This window comes from Flavobacterium flabelliforme, assembly GCF_017948675.1.
Taxonomy (GTDB): Bacteria; Bacteroidota; Bacteroidia; order Flavobacteriales; family Flavobacteriaceae; genus Flavobacterium; species Flavobacterium pygoscelis.
Genome location: NZ_JAGFBU010000002.1, coordinates 107,031 through 125,299, shown reverse-complemented (window position 1 = coordinate 125,299; position 18,269 = coordinate 107,031). Strand labels below are relative to the sequence as shown.

16 protein-coding genes are annotated in these 18,269 nt (G+C 29.7%); all 16 read right to left on the bottom strand.

The window, feature by feature from the left end:
* Positions 1-5: 5 nt before the first annotated feature.
* Positions 6-1,079, bottom strand: coding sequence for a GNAT family N-acetyltransferase (locus tag J3S90_RS06870; RefSeq protein WP_210645586.1), 1,074 nt, complete (start codon positions 1,077-1,079; stop codon positions 6-8).
* Positions 1,072-1,983, bottom strand: coding sequence for a DegT/DnrJ/EryC1/StrS family aminotransferase (locus J3S90_RS06865; protein WP_210645585.1), 912 nt, complete (start codon positions 1,981-1,983; stop codon positions 1,072-1,074). The genes J3S90_RS06870 and J3S90_RS06865 overlap by 8 nt, the downstream gene beginning before the upstream one ends.
* A gap of 2 nt (positions 1,984-1,985) precedes the next feature.
* Positions 1,986-2,738, bottom strand: coding sequence for a GNAT family N-acetyltransferase (locus J3S90_RS06860; RefSeq protein ID WP_210645584.1), 753 nt, complete (start codon positions 2,736-2,738; stop codon positions 1,986-1,988).
* Entirely contained in the window at positions 2,719-3,330 is a 612-nt protein-coding gene (locus J3S90_RS06855) for a sugar transferase (protein WP_210645583.1), read from the bottom strand. The genes J3S90_RS06860 and J3S90_RS06855 overlap by 20 nt, the downstream gene beginning before the upstream one ends.
* Positions 3,331-3,353: 23 nt before the next feature.
* Positions 3,354-4,502: a glycosyltransferase family 4 protein gene (locus J3S90_RS06850; protein WP_210645582.1), complete on the bottom strand. Its 1,149-nt coding sequence runs from the start codon at positions 4,500-4,502 to the stop codon at positions 3,354-3,356.
* A gap of 55 nt (positions 4,503-4,557) precedes the next feature.
* The gene (locus J3S90_RS06845) at positions 4,558-5,634 is read right to left on the bottom strand and encodes a right-handed parallel beta-helix repeat-containing protein (RefSeq protein WP_210645581.1); all 1,077 of its coding nucleotides are present in this window, start codon (positions 5,632-5,634) and stop codon (positions 4,558-4,560) included.
* Positions 5,635-5,644: 10 nt separating this feature from the next.
* Positions 5,645-6,715: an EpsG family protein gene (locus J3S90_RS06840; protein WP_210645580.1), complete on the bottom strand. Its 1,071-nt coding sequence runs from the start codon at positions 6,713-6,715 to the stop codon at positions 5,645-5,647.
* Positions 6,708-7,541 (bottom strand): glycosyltransferase family 2 protein, encoded by an 834-nt coding sequence (locus J3S90_RS06835; RefSeq protein ID WP_210645579.1) that lies wholly within the window; start codon positions 7,539-7,541, stop codon positions 6,708-6,710. The genes J3S90_RS06840 and J3S90_RS06835 overlap by 8 nt, the downstream gene beginning before the upstream one ends.
* Before the next feature lie 37 nt (positions 7,542-7,578).
* Entirely contained in the window at positions 7,579-8,610 is a 1,032-nt protein-coding gene (locus tag J3S90_RS06830; protein WP_210645578.1) for a glycosyltransferase family protein, read from the bottom strand.
* 125 nt (positions 8,611-8,735) lie between these two features.
* Entirely contained in the window at positions 8,736-9,815 is a 1,080-nt protein-coding gene (locus tag J3S90_RS06825; RefSeq protein WP_210645577.1) for a polysaccharide pyruvyl transferase family protein, read from the bottom strand.
* Positions 9,816-9,823: 8 nt separating this feature from the next.
* Positions 9,824-11,482, bottom strand: coding sequence for an FAD-dependent oxidoreductase (locus tag J3S90_RS06820; protein ID WP_210645576.1), 1,659 nt, complete (start codon positions 11,480-11,482; stop codon positions 9,824-9,826).
* A 54-nt stretch (positions 11,483-11,536) separates the two neighbouring features.
* Positions 11,537-12,934 (bottom strand): lipopolysaccharide biosynthesis protein, encoded by a 1,398-nt coding sequence (locus tag J3S90_RS06815; RefSeq protein WP_210645575.1) that lies wholly within the window; start codon positions 12,932-12,934, stop codon positions 11,537-11,539.
* A 2-nt stretch (positions 12,935-12,936) separates the two neighbouring features.
* Positions 12,937-14,055: a non-hydrolyzing UDP-N-acetylglucosamine 2-epimerase gene (wecB, locus tag J3S90_RS06810; RefSeq protein WP_210645574.1), complete on the bottom strand. Its 1,119-nt coding sequence runs from the start codon at positions 14,053-14,055 to the stop codon at positions 12,937-12,939.
* A gap of 3 nt (positions 14,056-14,058) precedes the next feature.
* The gene (locus tag J3S90_RS06805) at positions 14,059-14,493 is read right to left on the bottom strand and encodes an adenylyltransferase/cytidyltransferase family protein (protein WP_210645573.1); all 435 of its coding nucleotides are present in this window, start codon (positions 14,491-14,493) and stop codon (positions 14,059-14,061) included.
* 2 nt (positions 14,494-14,495) lie between these two features.
* Positions 14,496-15,563 (bottom strand): Wzz/FepE/Etk N-terminal domain-containing protein, encoded by a 1,068-nt coding sequence (locus tag J3S90_RS06800; RefSeq protein WP_210645572.1) that lies wholly within the window; start codon positions 15,561-15,563, stop codon positions 14,496-14,498.
* A 92-nt stretch (positions 15,564-15,655) separates the two neighbouring features.
* Positions 15,656-18,061: an SLBB domain-containing protein gene (locus J3S90_RS06795; protein WP_210645571.1), complete on the bottom strand. Its 2,406-nt coding sequence runs from the start codon at positions 18,059-18,061 to the stop codon at positions 15,656-15,658.
* Positions 18,062-18,269 lie beyond the last annotated feature (208 nt).

The following is an 18,269-nucleotide window of genomic DNA, read 5'->3' as shown; positions in this document are numbered from 1 at the left end:
TAAAGTTACAATTTATTATACAAAGGAAAGAAAGAGGAATCTGTTTTATCCAGTTTTTCAAGACCTCCTTTTTCTCGTAATTTTGATGCCTCTTCAACTAATTGGTCATAAATATCTGGTCTCAAAATCTTTCTTCCTGTATAATATTCTACAACATCTGTAGGGAAAAATGCTTTTTTATACTTGAAAATCCCATCTTCGAAACCATATCCACCTCCTAAAACATAATATTTTTTCCCTTGTGACCTTCCCCAATTTAGTGCCTCAACTTTTAGAAAATCGTTTGGTCGTTTATCAAAATATTTATCATCAGTTCCTCCAAGAAAGGAGTAGATGGTGTCATCTGATACTAACAATAACTCTGATGATATAGCTATATTTTCATAATAAATAGTACAAATTGAGACATAATCCTTATTATCGATAATGAACTTAGTAAAATTGCTTAGTGAATAAAAAAACTTAGCATTAGCATTCGTTCTTTTCATTGTCTCAATATATATAGTATAAAATTCTAAAATATTGGCAGGTTCAATACTGTGATAATAAATTGTACTAGATAGATTTTCTTTTTTAGCTTTATTAACGTTTTTTCTAACTTTATGGTCAAAAGCTTTCCATTGTATCTCTTCATCAATTATCTTTCCTTTAATATTAAGCATTGTAGAAAAAGTATCCCCTGAATACAATTCTTGATTACCAGAGAGATTAAACCTTATGAACTCTGTTATTACATTATTCTTTAGATACCATTGATCAACAGACTGCCAAAACTTTTCAATCTCTAAATTTTTGATATTTTTTGAGAAAATTGGCCCTGTATAACCATAAGGAGTTATAAAGTCAAAATAGTCTGTACTATTCCCTCCAATGCTGATTTTTTTTAAATGGCCGGTCATAAAGACTGTTGCTTTGCTATGATCTGATTCAAAAAAAAAGCAAATCAAATCATCTAACCCATTACTAAAAACAGTAATATAGTCTAACAAATAGTAAGGTTCATTTATATCCAAGGACTGAAGAAGTTGTTGATATTTTTTTAACCCCTCTGGAGAATTTAATTTTAGAACACTAAGCATTTAATATTTTTTTTAATTCTAAAACCATAGCATCAATATCTGCCACAGTAACGTCTTGATGAATTGGGAAGTTAATTATTTTTTTTGCCAAAGAATTAGCTGCCTCATAAGGTGAATTATCCAATTCAGTAATCATTGTATGATACAAGCTAACCATTCCAAATCCCTTTTCATTCATTTTGTGATAAAGCGTTGTTCTATCAAAATTTTCTACAATCACAGGTAAGGTTTGTGGACAAATACCCTCATTTAATTCCTTATAAATCACATCTATTCCATTAACATCTTTTAAAAGACTTACGAGATAATTATAGTTAAATCTTCTAATTTTGTAAATTGAAAATAAGTCATAATTCAATTCTAAGAATGGATTACTTTCATTTACAATATCTTGTTCTGGATTATTGCTAACTAAAACCCCTCCAGTTGCTACAGAAAGCAATTTGTGTAAGGAATAAAAAGAAAAAGAGCCCTTTCTTCCACAACTACCACCTACTAAATCCGTAAGCCATGCGTGTGCACAATCTTCTACAAAAAAAACATTCTTTTCAATTAACCAATTTGTTATTTCGTTGTATTTTGAGTCTATAAAACCAAAATAATGAACTAGTAAAACCAAATGACTTTTATCTTTAGATAAATGGTTCTTTAAATCATTAAAATCAATTTCTAAATGTAAACCTAAACCATAAAATTCAAATTTCATTCCTGAATTTAAAACCGAGTCAAATATTCCACTACCTTCATTTGAAGACCAACCAATATAAGAGGGTAGTAAAATAGTACCTTCAGGATTTACACTTTTATACTTTTCAATAATACTACTCCAGGCATTTCGTGCAGATTCTGTATAGATCCACTGTCTTTTGTACTTATCTGTATCTTGAGCTTTTTTTGTTATCATAATTAAATATTTAATTCCATTCGTATTATTGTATCTATAAATTTGAATCTAACATCATCATTAGAATTTCCCAAGAAATATAGATTTTCAAGTTTTAGAGTTTTTAAAAGAAATGGTAATTGATCCATTAAATCATCGCAATAATTATTTCTAATGAAAATATCATTATCAATTATACCTAGCTTAGAATTATTTTTTCCATAAACAATATCTAAAAAATAAAAACCGTACAATTCATAGCAAGCTTTAAATTGAGAATAATTTTGAATATAAACTTTAGAAATTTTCTTTTCTAATTTAAAATTAATTTTAGATAATGAAGTAGAGCTTAGTTTTTGAAATCCAAGTTTTGAATACCAATTAAAAGCAATAGTATTACTTTCGTAAACATCTAATGCAACTTTTTTTAGTCCATTCTCTATAAAATAATTTTTGCAGTAATCATATAATATCCGTCCAATACCTTTATTTTTATACTCACTATTTACTGAAATTATATTTAAAAACGCAGTAGATGTACTTTCAAAAATTTTATATTCTGCATATCCTGCTATTGTATTTTTATCCCAAAGAACAAAATACCTGTAAGGCGAGAATGGGTTTTCTAATTCAGATGAAATAAAATCTACAATACCTTTTGCTCTATATATGGAAGGAATTAGATAGGTGTTATCAAAAGAAATTCTAACTAAATTAACAATTTCGTTAACATCTTCTTTTACCAAAAGTCGAATATTATATTTTTCTTTCATCATCTAAATTTTGCATTATAGACTCGGGATCAACTACTATATTTTCTGATGCTACCACTTTCATAACCGTTTTATATAAAATCATACAATCAAGTTTAAATGAAATGTTTTCTACATAATAAACGTCAAGACTAAGTCTATCATCCCACTTCACAGTATTTCTTCCATTTATTTGAGCCCAACCTGTAATACCAGGTCTTATTGTATGCCTTAAACGCTCCACTTCTCTATAAAAAGGTAAGTATCTTAGAAGTAAAGGTCTTGGACCAATTAAACTCATCTCCCCTTTTAGGACATTTATTAACTGAGGAATTTCATCTAAGGATGTTTTCCTAACAAAACTACCTATTGGAGTTAATCTTTTTACATCTGGTAACAATGCGCCATGCTCATCAACTTTATCATTCATAGTTTTGAACTTTATAATCTTAAAGCTTTTTTCATCTTTACCTGGTCGCAACTGAAAAAAAAATGGTTTGCCGTCATTAGCAAAAAACAAACCTATCCAAATTACTATAAAAATTGGACTCAATAATAATAGTCCAAAAAATGCGAATAAAAAATCGATTACTCGCTTAAAAAAAAATTTATACATTACTCTATTTTACAAATTTAAAACTAACTGTTAACTATTTCTTTATATTTTTCCAATGTTTTCTGCCAAAGCTCTTTTTGTTCAAATTTATTTTTAACAAAATCTCTACTCAAAAGTGCCATTTCTTTAATTTTAGTAGGTTCGCTTATACATAATTGCATCTTTTCTTCTAGATCTTTAGTATTTCTACTTTCTACTAAAATTCCATTTATGCCATCACCTATAACCTCTTTACATCCTACGATATCTGATGAGATAGAAGGCACGTTCATTGCACCAGCTTCCATCAAAACAAGACAAAGTCCTTCTCTATAGGAAGGAAATGTAAAAATATTCATGGTCATAAAAAATGGTCTTACATCACTTTGAAAACCAGCAGTGATGATATTTGGATTTTTATTAATTTCTTCTAAAGTTTCCTCTTCTAAAGGATCTAAAGAATTTTCATAACTTCCTACCAACAATAGTTTTACATTGCTATTTTTAAGGTTTACTTCCTTAAAAGCTGCAACTAATTCATTTATACCTTTATCGCCAACTAATCTTCCTACAAAACCATATACAAAATCATCTTCTTTAATACCATAATTGGATCTTATTGACTTCAAAGTTGGAATTTTAGAATCAAAATAATTTAAATCAATACCATTAATACTACCATTCCAGATCAAATTGATTTCTTTTTTACAAATCCTATCAGTAACAAGTGCCTCTTTTACTCCTTGGCTGACGGCAATAACATCAGTGGCAAAAAAACAAGAAATCTTTTCCATAGCCATCAACATTCTTTTCTTATTTCCAAACTCTCCACTGTATCGCAAACCGTGAACGTAATAAATCCGTACAGGAACAAACGTGATCCAAGCTGCAATCATAGAGAGCAAACTTGCTTTTGGTGTATTTCCATGAACTACTTCTGGTCTTTTTTTCAAGAAAAGAAAAATTAGTCTAAAAAGACTAATTAAATCATTCCACAAAGAAATCTCGCGTTTCATTGGTATTGCATTTCCTTTTACATCATGTGAAGCACTCATTTGTTCTAAAAAAATACCTGGTGAGGAAACTAATTCAATATCGAAAAATTCCTTTAGCACAAAAATTTGTCCTTTAAAAAAGGGCAGTGAATCAGAAACTGTTGTAATAATAAAAAAAGACTTTTTTTTATCTATCATAAATATTTTTTAAAACCATAAGACTATCTACTTTTTTTTGCAAAGCTAATTTTCATCAATCAATTAACTTATTGTTTTTATATTTTTTTACATTATCCAGAATAACTTTAACATCATATTTACTAGAATTTTTATAATAAAAACCACTTTTTGGATTTTTCCAAATAGCATTCGTAATAGTGATAGTTCCTGTAGGATTTTGTAAAGAGGTATCGTCATTTATTGAGGTACCAAAAGAATAATTAGATCCTTCATCAGTATAATTAATCACATTTACCCTAACGTTCTTTTTAGGATTATTTTTACTCGAAAATGTATTTAAATTAATCCCTAAACCTCCTGGATTGTTGAAAGTATATATGTTACTTAAGGTTATGTTGTTTAAAGTTTCAGAATTTAAACTAGGCTCAATTTGTATACCAGTCATAGGAAGCGTTCCAGAAGTGTTCGCGATAAAAACAGAATCTACAAGTAAATTATTAGCGGAGGTTATAGATATACCGTCTCTACGAGCATTATCTATAAAACCATTCTTTATAATTATATCTGAACTAACAGAGCCATTTTCTGATCCAATAAAAACACCATCCCCCCAGGTACTATTTATTTTAAAATTATTAATTTCAATATTAGAGCTATTTAAAATGCAAATACCTGCACTCCATTCACCAGTTTGTGGTACTATTTCCTTTTTACTACCTGTGATTTTGGCATTATAAATTTTTACATTGGAAACATTATAAATTTTTACAATATCACTTAATCTTCCCTTAGCAGGTCCTTTATAAAAAATTGCTGAATTTTTATTAAAAAATATTCTACTATTTGAAGGAATAACAAGCCCTTTAGCATTAATTAAAATTGGAAAATTAGGCATGATAATAATTTTGTATTTATTTATAGCCTTTTGTAGTATATCTGTATAATCTATAGTTGCAGTTCGATTCGGGTTTTTCGGTAAAATTCTTTCTAATTTATAGGCATTCTTTGGGAATGGAACATCCTTATATCCTTTGTAATAATTCTTAACCACTACTTTATTGGGCACGGAATACGAATTATTTTGAGCGCCGACTAATTGCGAGATTAGAAAAAAGCTTAAAACTATTTTAAAAATAAATGTAGTCTTCATAATCTATCTATTACCTGGTTTGAAAAAATATAAAGATCAAAATTAGAAACGCAACCGAAAGGGTTGCCTTAGCACTTATCCTGTTTTTATCTACCTTGAACAGCGGAGCAAATAAAAACGGAATCACACACCAAGACATCACTCCCCATCTATCAGAATAAGGGATTTGGAACATCATAAAAAACAAAGAGCTAATTGCTATATAGTATTTCAATAAATTTGTATAAGACTCATTATTTTGTTTTTTATTCAAATAAGCAAACAAGAGTAAAAAAACAGTATTGAAAGCAACAAACTGAGGCTTAAATCCTATCGTATAATCAAAATCATTATCTTCTAAGTAAACACTTCTTCTTTCATCTATTAACAAAAAGCCTAAAAAATAGTCCTTGAATGACAAGATACTAATACTGGCTGCAGCCAAAAAAACAGTCAATGCGTACAGTAAGTAATAATATTTTATTTTTATATTTTTAAAATAAAAAACTATTAGATAAAGAAGAATTGGGATTATACTGGTAAAGTGAAAACATATTGACAACAACAAAAGCAAAATCCATTTTGCCTTTTTTTGTGGATAAATGGCTCTAGAGGTTATTGCTAGTACAAAAAATGAAAGAGAAACCCCTTGTCTAATAATATTTATTCCGAGTGACTCAAAAAAGAATAGACTGACTAAACAAAAAACGGATAGATAAAAATTTGAATTATAAAAATGAGTGTGTTTTTTTAACGCGTAAAAATAAATGGATATGAATAAAAAACCCATAAAAAGCAGAAATACTTGAGGATTTTCAGAGAAAATATTTAAAAACCAATATATCAAACCAACTGTAACATCGGTTCCATAAGTAATATGATCATAATTTTCATATTGGTAGTGATACATGTGCGTATCAGTACCAATATCAATACCCCTTAAGCCAAATAAAAGCACATAAGAAAGCAGTATTAAAAGCACTAAATAACCATCTAAATTTCTATAATTTTTTTTAAAAAAATCTAAGTTAAGTGCCGTAAATAAACCAAACAAAACGGACAGTCCATAAATGATGTAAAATATATTTTTATAATCAGCCACTTATGATAGAATCTAATTGTTTTTTGAAATTTTCTTTTTGAATTACTGTTAATTGCTGAAACCTTCTATTGAGTAGAATGTGTTCTTTTTTAAGTTTTTCTAACATAAAATATAAAACATATTTTAAATAAGAACTAAAAATTATTTTTGACTTCTTAATTTTGTAAGTCTCCGAAAACTTAGTCTTTCCTTGAATCATTTTCAAGTGTTTTCGAGAATTATTACTACTATCTTCTCTATAAAAAAGAAGAGGAACATTTAAATTTTGAAAGTGGTACTTCTCAACTAATCGATACCACAATTCCATATCTTCCATTTGTATAAATCCTTCTTTATAAGGATTTTTTAATAATACTTCTTTTTTTATCATTACACTAGGATGAATAGGAAAAACACCATTCAAAACATCATTTTTATCCCGAACCATCTTAGATTCTTTATATCCTAAAATGCGATTGTCTTTGTCTATACTAACGGCATCACTATAGACTATATCAATTTTAGGATTACTTTTTAAGAGTTCTAATTGCTTGGCTATTCGATCAGGGAACATAACATCATCTGCATCCATTCGTACAAAATAAGTTCCTTTTGAAAGCTGAACCATTTCATTTAACCTATAAATCAACCCTTTATTAACACCGTCGTTTATAATCTTAATTCTAGGGTCATTGTAAGATTTCATTATTTCTAATGATTTATCGGTTGATCCATCATTTACTAATAACAATTCAAAATCATTATATGTTTGCTGTAATACAGAGTCTATGGCTAATTTAAGATAACTTTCAGCGTTATATATGGGAATACCAACTGATATTAACATGTTCTTTTATTATTATTTTTTATGAATAGTAAGCAGTTTATCTCTTTATTTTTACTTGTGTTAATTTGTCTTTTATCATATTTATGTACTTGTCATCGTTATAATAATTATCAAAATTACTACAATATACCTCTCTAATTTTACCTATTTCAATGGTTTTTTTATTAAACTCAATAATACTATTTGAAATTTCTTGTATACTATTTTTTTCTAAATTACATTTTATTGAATAATTTCCTAGTTTAATATTTTCTTCGAAACTATTTACTACGTCTGTGTAGATAGGAATAATTCCAGCCGCAAGATAGGAATTCATTTTAGTGGGTGTCGCCACATTATTTATGGGATCATCTTTTCTAAGTAAGAAACCATATTTATATTTTTTAAGTTCATCTTGTAATTCTTCTAATTTAACAAACCCAATGGAGACATTTTTTAAATTATATTTTTCAATAAGCGCTTCTCCCTCTTCTTTTTGACCTGTCAAAAGGGTTAAGGTAGCAGATTGATCAAATTCATAAACGTTTTTAAAAACTTGCAGACTTTCATCAATACATTGCCACCCATATAAAGCGCCGGCATATACAAAACTTAACTTTTCGTATTTCTTTTCGACTTCAAAGGACTTTAGATCTAATAGCTTATTGTAACAAGGGATTATAAGTGCTTTATCCTTTAAGTCTAAATTATATTTTTTTTCGTAAAAAACTTTCATCTCTTCAGAGACAAATAAGAATAAATCCGTTTTTTTAAACGATTTTTTCTCGTAATAAGTCAAATATATTTTTCCTAATTTAGCCCTAAGCGTATAGTTATATAATAGCTCATATTCTTCGGGACCAATACCTTGATACCAATTGATATAAAAATATTTTTTCTTTTTATCCTTAAATTTCAACTGTCTCTGATCCCCTACACGAATTGTTACAATAATATCTATATCAGCATCTACTATTGGCTCTTGTGAAATTACTATTTGACAACCCTCAAATGATTTAATTATCAAATCAGTATAATATTGCGTCGCCTCGTTCATGGCACTTTTAGGCAGAAAAAAAAATGCTTTCATTTTTGTCATTTTAGTAGTCCATTACTAAATAGACTATTGATTTTTAATATAAATTTTTTTTTATCTTATTTCAAAAAAAAAAAACTTTCCCCTTTAAAATAGAATTACTGTGTACAATTGGATTACTATCTTGTTTGGTTGAACTTTCTTTTAAAATCTAATAGCATTGCATCAGATTTTAATTTTCTTTCAACTAAGGAAATTTCGTAATTCACCTCATAATCGAGTTGTTGTACAAGCGTAACTAATTCATTTATATCAAATGGTTTTTTCCAAAGTTTAATTTCAGGTACTTGTTCCGTAAGAATTTTTAATTTAGGTTCAATTTCTATACAGATAACTGGTTTTTGCAAAAGCGCACCAATTATTGCTCCATGGTAACGAGCACTAATAAATCCATCAAAATCATTTAATTTATTTAAAAAAATTTCAATTGAGTATTTTTCAGGATCCCAAATTAAGGTATTTTTATTTTTCAGTTCCTTAATCCAATTTTTGTCTTTGGAAGGAGCGAAAACAATAAACTGTAATTCGACTTCCGAATAGGATTCATAGAATTCAATAAGATTATGAATGTATTTTTTTCCTGACTCTTCCCAATCCCAGTCTCTAACAATAATCCCTAACTTTCGTTTAGTAGAAGTAGATTCTTTTTTATTTACATTAAGTAATTTAAAATAGGAAGAAAAAACTACATCAGCGCCTAAATTGGCATCAACTTTCCACTGATCACAATAGCTTTTAGATACCTCATCTCTTACTCCAACATAATTTGCAGCAGCAACTTTTTCCTTAGCATTCGAAATTGCTTTCTGGTTGTCATAAAATGGACCAATACCAAATCCTAAAAAAGCAATTTTGGAGCAATTTGATTGGTTCTTAAAAAATATACTTCTTATTTTATTTTTTAAAATTTTAGGATTATTAACAGCAATTATAATTTTTTCAAAAACAGAAGTAGTATTCATTTCCTGAAAGGCAAAAAATTGTGTTCCTCCACCGTAAACTTCCCAATCTGGCAAAAAGTGTGGCTTTAAATAACTGCTATTCACTAAAAGCTTGTTTGCATACTGATTAGGTTCTCCAACAAAGTTTAATTCTATATTTTGAAATTCTTTTAAAAAGAAATTTTCGAAAACGCACATTAATAAATCGTCACCAAAATTTGTTTCTCCGTAGGCTCCTACTACATTAATTTTAATCATTTTATATTTTATTGAAGAATCATTTTTTTTCTCAATAATTCTGTCTTTAAAACCTCATAAGACAGTTCTTGAGTTTTTTTTCCTTTCTCTAAAGATTGAACAGCGGCAATGGCAGCTACTTGACCTAATGCCATATAAACAGGCTCCATTCGTATAGAACCCATAGCGATATGACTTGCAGAAAGGCAAACCGGAACAAATAAATTAGTACACTCTGTACTTTTAGGAACAATCGAACGGTAATCTATAGGGTAAGGTTTAGGCGTGGTAGCCATTAACTGTCCTTCATTTTTTAAATTACCCTTACTATCTATATAACGTTGTACAATATGGGAATCCATAGGGTAATCAGCTAGCGTTACTGGTTGGCTAACTACAATTTTACCAGTACAATTATTCTCAGTCATCACATAATCACTAATCATACGTCTTCCTTCTCTTATGTACAATTGTTTAGGCCAATTATCACTTTCAACAAATTCATCCTTAGGCAATCCCCATTCTTTATAAAATTCACGTATTCTTTCTGGAATTTTAGGATGATTTGCTAACGTCCACATAAAACCTATTTGATATCTTTTATGCTCTTCAGTGATTCTTTGTCTTTCAGCATAATTACCCTCTGGATAATTGTAGTTTTTTCCAACATAATCAGTAGAGATTGGACCAAAATTATTTGAATCTGTTTTTCCATTAGGCAGTGGGCCAAAATCGCATAAATAATTACCTGCATAATTTTTTACGTATTCAAATAAAATTTTATAATCATCCTCATCATAATCAAAAGGCTTTGCAATTGTTCTGCGATTTTCTTTAACATTAGTCAAACACATCCTATAGCAATAAGCTTGTATTTTTTTGTCTGAAGTTCCGTTTGGTGCTAAAGTTAAAGATCCAAGTCCATATATGAATATTCCGTCTGGTAATTCATTGCGTTCCCAAGAATGCAATCTTTGCACTCCATTTACCCTCTCATTGTATTGACTATTACTCTCTCTACCATAAGTATATGAAACTCCTGACTTAGCCATTAAATCACCTTCATAACTTGCATCAATAAACATTTTGCCTTTTATCACTAATCCGGATTCCATTTTTATGGAAGTTATTGCATTAAGCATATTCTTTTTTACTCCATTTTTTAAATCTAGCCTTTCAGAATGCAAAACGGGAATGGCATTTTTAATAATCAAATCTTGCAATACAAATTGAGCTGCTTTTGGTTCAAACCAGATCATTACATCACCGTTAGAAGAATATCTTCTGTAAGTCGAGGCATTACCCAAAAACCAATTTTGACTATTGCTGTAATATTCTTTTATTTTTTGATAAAAATCTCTAGTCAGGCCGCCCAGAATTTCAGTATTTAACACATCTGTCACTCCTAAACCATTGGTAGTCATTCCGCCTAAGGCAGTATCAGAAGGTTTGATAAGCAGGACTGTTTTACCGGATTGAGCAACTTCAAGAGCCGCAATAATTCCTGCAGAAGTACCACCATAAACTACAACATCATATTCTTTAGCTTTGTCTATTTTGTCTACTCCTGTGGTATTATCAAAATTTACTGGAACTCTTATTTCAGGTGGAATTTCCTTAGAACAAGAAAAAAAAACTGAACAACAAACTATTAATAAACTACTACAATATAATTTTATCTTACTCACCTATCTTATTTGATATTAATTTTTTTTAAAATAATTATCTTAAATTTAATATCATCACTTTTTAAAAATTTTGAATACCAATTTCATATTGATAATTACAATAATTATTAAAACTAAAAAGAAAAGGATTAAATTCGATCTAAATGTAATACTATTTATACCAAATATTAACCCAATTATAAGTAGTAAATAGAAAAAATAAACATAATCATTAATTCCGAGATTTAATTCTTTTCTTAAATCTACATACCTTAACAAATAGATCGTAAAAAAGCCAAGAAAATAAGATATTGAAATACCGTACAAACCTAACTTATTTACCAATAAAAAACAGCAAATAATTGATACTAAACCTCCAACTATTGATGTAAAAGTTATTCGTAATGTATTACGTTTTTTTTGATAAATAAGACTTATTAAAGTTGCAATCGTATTAAATCCAACCCCTAAATACAAGAAAGCCATGTATTTCCAAGAATCATAAAACTCATAATTAACTAAAAACTTTGTATAGATTGGCGCCCCTGCAATAAGAAGTATAATAATACTAAACTCTAATTTAATGAAATGCACCAATAGCTTACTAAAATCTTTAGTTTCGGTATCGTTTTTAAGAAATGCATCTTGAATGGGTAAAATAAAAATAGAGTTAACAATTACAATTATAGACGGAAATCTAGAAGATATAGCGTAAATACCATTAGATTCTGGGCCTAAATAATGCAATATGATAAATTTACTGGCAGAACCTATTACCCACCAACTCATTAAATTGGGTATTAGAGGAAGCGAGTAACGAGACATTTCTATTAGTAATTTTTTATTAAAATTAGCAAAAGAAAAATATTTAAAAAGATTGATTTGAAATAAAATAACGATGCAGGCAATGGAGTATGCCATGATATTTGCTAGCAAAATTCCCTCAACCTTCAAATTCAAGCCATAAATAAAGACAACATTAAATACAATTACTAGAAAAGTTGTAATAAGCCCATTAAATGCAAATAATTTGGTCTTACCTTCTCCTCTTAAAACACTTTGAAGTATGGGCAATAAACAGTTAAGAAACATCAGGGCAAAAAAATAACCTTTATAAACAAAAGGTTCTAAAACAACATAAATTAAAAATAAAACAGAAAAAAGAAAAAATCCTATCCCAAATGCTATAAAAGTATTTGTGATTATTTCACCTTTTAGCTGCTCATTTTGTTTTTCTTTATCGATCAACCAACGATAAACTGCATCTGATATTTGAAGCGAAACTAAAGGAATAAATAATGTAATTGTGGTTATGAATATATCGTATTCTCCTAAATCTTTCTTTGTTAGTAAGAAAGTATAAAACGGAAGTAATAAAAAAGATAAAATTTTAGATCCAAAGCTACCTATAGAATAAATTAATGTTTCTTTAAATAGTTTTTTACCAAGATGCCCTGAAGAAACTTCATTCATAATTAATTTCTTCTTATGAATTCTACAATTCTTTGACATGCTTTACCATCCCCATACGGATTATGCAAGGCACTCATGTGTTGATAATGCTCTATGTTCATCAATAGTTTATTTGCTTCTAAAACAATTTTATCTTTATCTGTTCCTACTAGAATTACAGTACCCGCTTCTACTGCTTCAGGACGTTCTGTAGTATCACGCATTACAAGCACTGGCTTCCCTAAACTAGGTGCTTCTTCTTGTACCCCACCAGAATCAGTGATAATTAAATAGGATTGTTTCATTAACCATACAAATGCAGGATATGCTAGAGGGTCTATTAATTTAATATTAGAAATATTGGATAATATTCCATAAACCGGCCCTTTTACATTTGGATTCAAATGCACTGGATATATAATTTGTACCTCAGGATGCTGAATTGCAATTTCTTTTAATGCACCACAAATATTAATAAACCCTTGTCCATGATTTTCTCGTCGATGTCCTGTTACCAATATTACTTTATTTGAACTATCTACTATGGATTTTAGAAATTTAATTTCTTCATTTTCTACATGATCGACTTTTTGTACACTTTCTAATAAAGCATCTATAACCGTATTACCTGTTACAATAATATTTTCAGGCTTTATATTTTCAACCAAGAGATTATCTTGAGATGCAGTGGTTGGAGCAAAATGAAAATCTGCCATACGACTAGTCAGTTGTCTATTTATTTCCTCTGGAAATGGGGAACGTTTATTATGAGTACGCAAACCTGCTTCTACATGACAAATTTTTGATCCAGAATAAAAGGCGGCTATACTAGCAGCCATTGTAGTTGTAGTATCACCATGGACATACACATAATCTGGTTTAAAATCTTCTAAAACAAACTTTAGTCCAGTAATAATATCTGAAGTAAGTGAATACAAATTCTGATCTGATTTCATTAAATCTAGATCATAATCTGGTTTAATTTCAAAGAAAGATAGTACTTGATCTAACATCTCGCGATGCTGTGCTGTTACACAGATTCTTGTTTCAAACTCTAAATTATTTTTGTTAAATTCTTTGACTAAAGGAGCCATTTTGATAGCTTCTGGTCTCGTTCCAAATATTATTAAATTTTTCTTCATTCCCTATTTTAATAATTCATTATTTGATACTATCGCTCTAAGACCACTACTAGAAAAGCGATGATCTCTTTGATTAAAATATAGCTCAATCCCTTTTTCCTCACAATATGATCTCCCAGTAAAATTATGATCTCTGTATTCATCTCCTACAATTCGAAGATCAATTTTAAATGAACGTAAAATATCTTCTAAATCTTGCTCAGTTGCATAAGGAACGATTTCGTCTACAAAACGACATCCCTTTAATTGGATGTAGCGTTCTACAACTGTCTGAGTTGGTTTGTTTTTTTCTGGACGATCAATCGTTGGATCTGTTTGTAAACCAACTATCAAATAATCGCATTGTCTTTTAGCTTCTTCAAGCATTTTTATATGACCAGCATGCAATAAGTCGAATGCACTAAAAGTAATCCCAATTTTTAAATTATCTCTTTCCATCTCTATACCAATTGTTTAAAAATTCTTCTTACTATTAAGAGGATAATTATTAAAAACCCTGCAAAAAAACCACCTAATATAATTCCCTTAGCTTTTCCAAATTTTTCTTTTTTTAAAGGTAAAATCGGTCTATCTATAATTTGAATTAAAGGGATTTCTTTGCGTAACGTTACTTTTGCCAGCTCTGTTTGCTTAACTAATTCAGTCAAAATAGCTGTGTTTGCTTGAACATCCACTTGCCTGCGTGCAGATGGCGCACGTTTAACGTTTAAGGCAGGGTTTAACATAAAGGTATTGTCATTTGCAATTGCTACACCTGTTATAGCTCCATTTAATTCCCCACGTATTGAATCAGTTTGCCTCTGTAAAATAGCCATATTCTCACGTGCTTTTTTACTTTTGGTATTTACATAAAAATCTGAAACTTGTTTCGCTAAGGCTTCACAAAAATATTTTGAAAAAAGTTCATTCTTGGTTGCAACATCAATATTGATTATAGTTGCTTTTTTATCTTTTTGAGCTACTGAAAGACCTTCCTTTGATAGACTTTGGTACATCACACCCAAAATACTATCTTGAGCACGACTAAACAGTGATCGATCTGCGTTTGGTAAAAAAGAAAGTGAAGCAAATTCAGGTTTATTAGTCCAATTTTTTCTCCATTCATTATTTTGAATGTACATTTCTGCTAAGGAAATTGTTTTACCATTCCAAGAAACAGGGTATAGCAATGTTTTTTCTACCATAGATCGCGATTTAAACAACTCTGTTAAATTAGATCCGGAAAAAATACTACCACCACTTCCTCCGCCTACATCAATTCCTAAAGAATTAGCTAATCCTAATGCGCCTCCAAATCCACCACCACCTTTTTCATCTTCTAATGCAAAAGTGATTGTTGCAGTATAAATTGGTTTCTTAATAAATGAATAAGCTAATCCTAACCCTCCACCAACTATTGAGGCTAGCAAAATAATTTTCCATTTAGAAAACAGATATTTGTACCAATCTTTTATTTTTAATATAAATTCCTTTAACGATATTTGATCGTTTGGGGTTTGTTCGTTCATATTTTTATTTTTTTCCTTTTGATTAGACAAAGCAAAAGGGAATATATTTATTAATTAAACATGCATAACATGACTGAAAATGTAAAAATCAATTATTTAAAAGCTGTAATAATCAACAATGCTAAACTCGATATTACGCTTCCTATTCCTACCCATTCTCCCGTACTGGTTTTTCTAACTTCTGGTTTTTGTGGCACTATAATTTGCGAACCTGGTTTCACTTGCGGCGATGATCTGAAAAACAAGAAAGAATTGGTCACCGCTGCTTTACCATTTGGATAAATAATATATGCTTTTCTTCTCCATCCTTTAGCATCTACTCCGCCAACAGCATTTAAGTAATATCCAAAAGATCGTCCACTTTCATAAGGAATTTCTGAAATCAATAATACATTACCAGCGACTTTGACTCCTTCGTTAAAAGTAAGTACTTCTATTTCATCACCTGGAAATAGAGTTACATTGGCGCTATTATTTTGATTTTTCACAATTGCTTTCCAATCCAGTGGTATAGTAGCGTATTTTACTTGATGTTTTAATTTATCTTCTATGTTATTTTGAATACTATCTTTTTTTCCTAAATTAATGTTTACATTTTCTATATCTTCAATTTGACTCGCTTGGATGGGTCTTTTGATTTTTACCCCTTCAATATTTGCTACAGCTGTTAAACCACCCGCTCTTTGAATCACATCATATACTCTCGATTTCTTATTGACTAATGCATATTTACCCGCATAATGTACTGCACCAGAAACCGTAACCATTTCTGGCTTTTCATAAACCGCCATTTTACGAATACTTATTACATCAAACGGTTTTAATTCGAAATTTTTTGCTTGCTCATTATTGTTTGGACTAATTTCTACTGCAAACAATTCTGCTTTATTTGGATTCGCGTTGTCAATTTCTTCGGAAGTAATCATACGAGCTATTTCCACTCTTTTAGATGCAGAACCTGTTAGTCCTCCCGACTGAACAATCAAATCATTTAAAGTTAAGTTTTCATAATACATGTAAGTACCTGGTTTTTGTACCTCACCATCAATCGTTATTTTATACTCTTCTTTGAAATCTAAAATAGAATAAACCGACACTACATCTTCTCTTTTCAAGATGATATTTTGCTCTACATCTCCTGCTAAGGCTTTTGTAATATCAAAATTGACTATTTCAGTAGTTAAATCTGATTTTAAACGGATAACAGTTCCTCTTTTACTGTAAGCATCTTCACGAAGTCCATCGGCACGCGCTATTAAATCTGACACATGCATCCCTTCTGAAAAAGAATAAAAATTAGGCCTAAATACGGCACCTTCAATTTTAACACGATTTTCAAATCGATTTAAAATTTTTGAAACTGTTATTACATCTCCTGATTTGGGTTGGTAGGTTTTAAAATCATTTTCGGTTACATCTCGAACTTTAAACTCCTTTCCTGTTTTTTGTAATACATTTACAGCTGCAGTGTACGCAAACTCATTAAAACCAGAAGCAAATGACAGTAGGTCTATAAAACTCTCTCCTGCTTTCATTTCGAAAATTCCAGCACGTTTTACTTCTCCCTCTACAATTACTCTTTGGCTATACGCTGGAATTCGAATGACATCATTGTCTTTTAATCCTATATTAGCTGATTGATCTCCGTTGACTAAAAATTTATAAATATCAATTTTTGCAAATACCTTATTATTACGTATTAACTCTATATTTCTATAACTTCCATTTTTTCCTGGTCCTCCTGCTAAGTGTAGTGCATTGTAAACAGTTGCTAAGGAAGATACAGAATAATTTCCTGGTTGTTTTCCTCCGATTACCGTAATTTTTATAGTACGAATACTCCCTAAAGTAACACTCAATTGTGATTGACCAGAAGCTAATGTACTATACACTCTACTCATTGCCGCTTTGATTTTTTGAGTAGCAGCCTCTATCGTCATCCCTGAAACTAAAATATCTCCTACATACTGAACACTAATCTTTCCCTCTGCAGTTACTGGAATGCTCGCATTAAATTCCTGAACACCAAATAAGCTTATCTGTAACTCATCTGCAGGGCCTAAAGTATAATTGACTGGTGTTGCTAGTTTAAGATTGGGTTCAAAATTGAGGCTTGGATTATCAAAAAGTTCAGAACCAAAAATCAAACTATTGACCGAATCTTTTATTTTAGGATTAACTATAGGATCTTGTTTTCTAACAGATTCTTTTTCTTTGATAGTATTTACTGGAGAATTATTATTTCCCGATTGAATTCTTTGTTTCAATTTTGCAAATTCAGAAGCTGACATTCCCTTAGACAAAGCCATTGGTTCCGCTTGCTCAATTGTTATATTATTAGAACTAAGCTGTAGCTTTAATTTTGCAATATCATTTTCTGATAAATTATCTACATTTAAAGTACTTAGATCCGTTTTTCTTAGTAAATCTTGTGCTAATGTTGTGTTGCTTTGCAAAAGAACGATAAGCAATACAATGGCAGTAAATATTTTTTTCATAAATTATGGTATTGTAAAAAAACGACTCTGTTTGGTCGTACTTTGTTTAAAATCAATTTTTTTATTTTATCCTAATAGAGTTTTAATTGTAAAGACAATGATTTACATAAATGGCTCCGCCGTAGTGAATCCCAATTTGGTTCACTAAATTACAACTCTTTTTAGATTCATTTATTTTGGATTTAAATCAAAAAATAAATTAATTCCT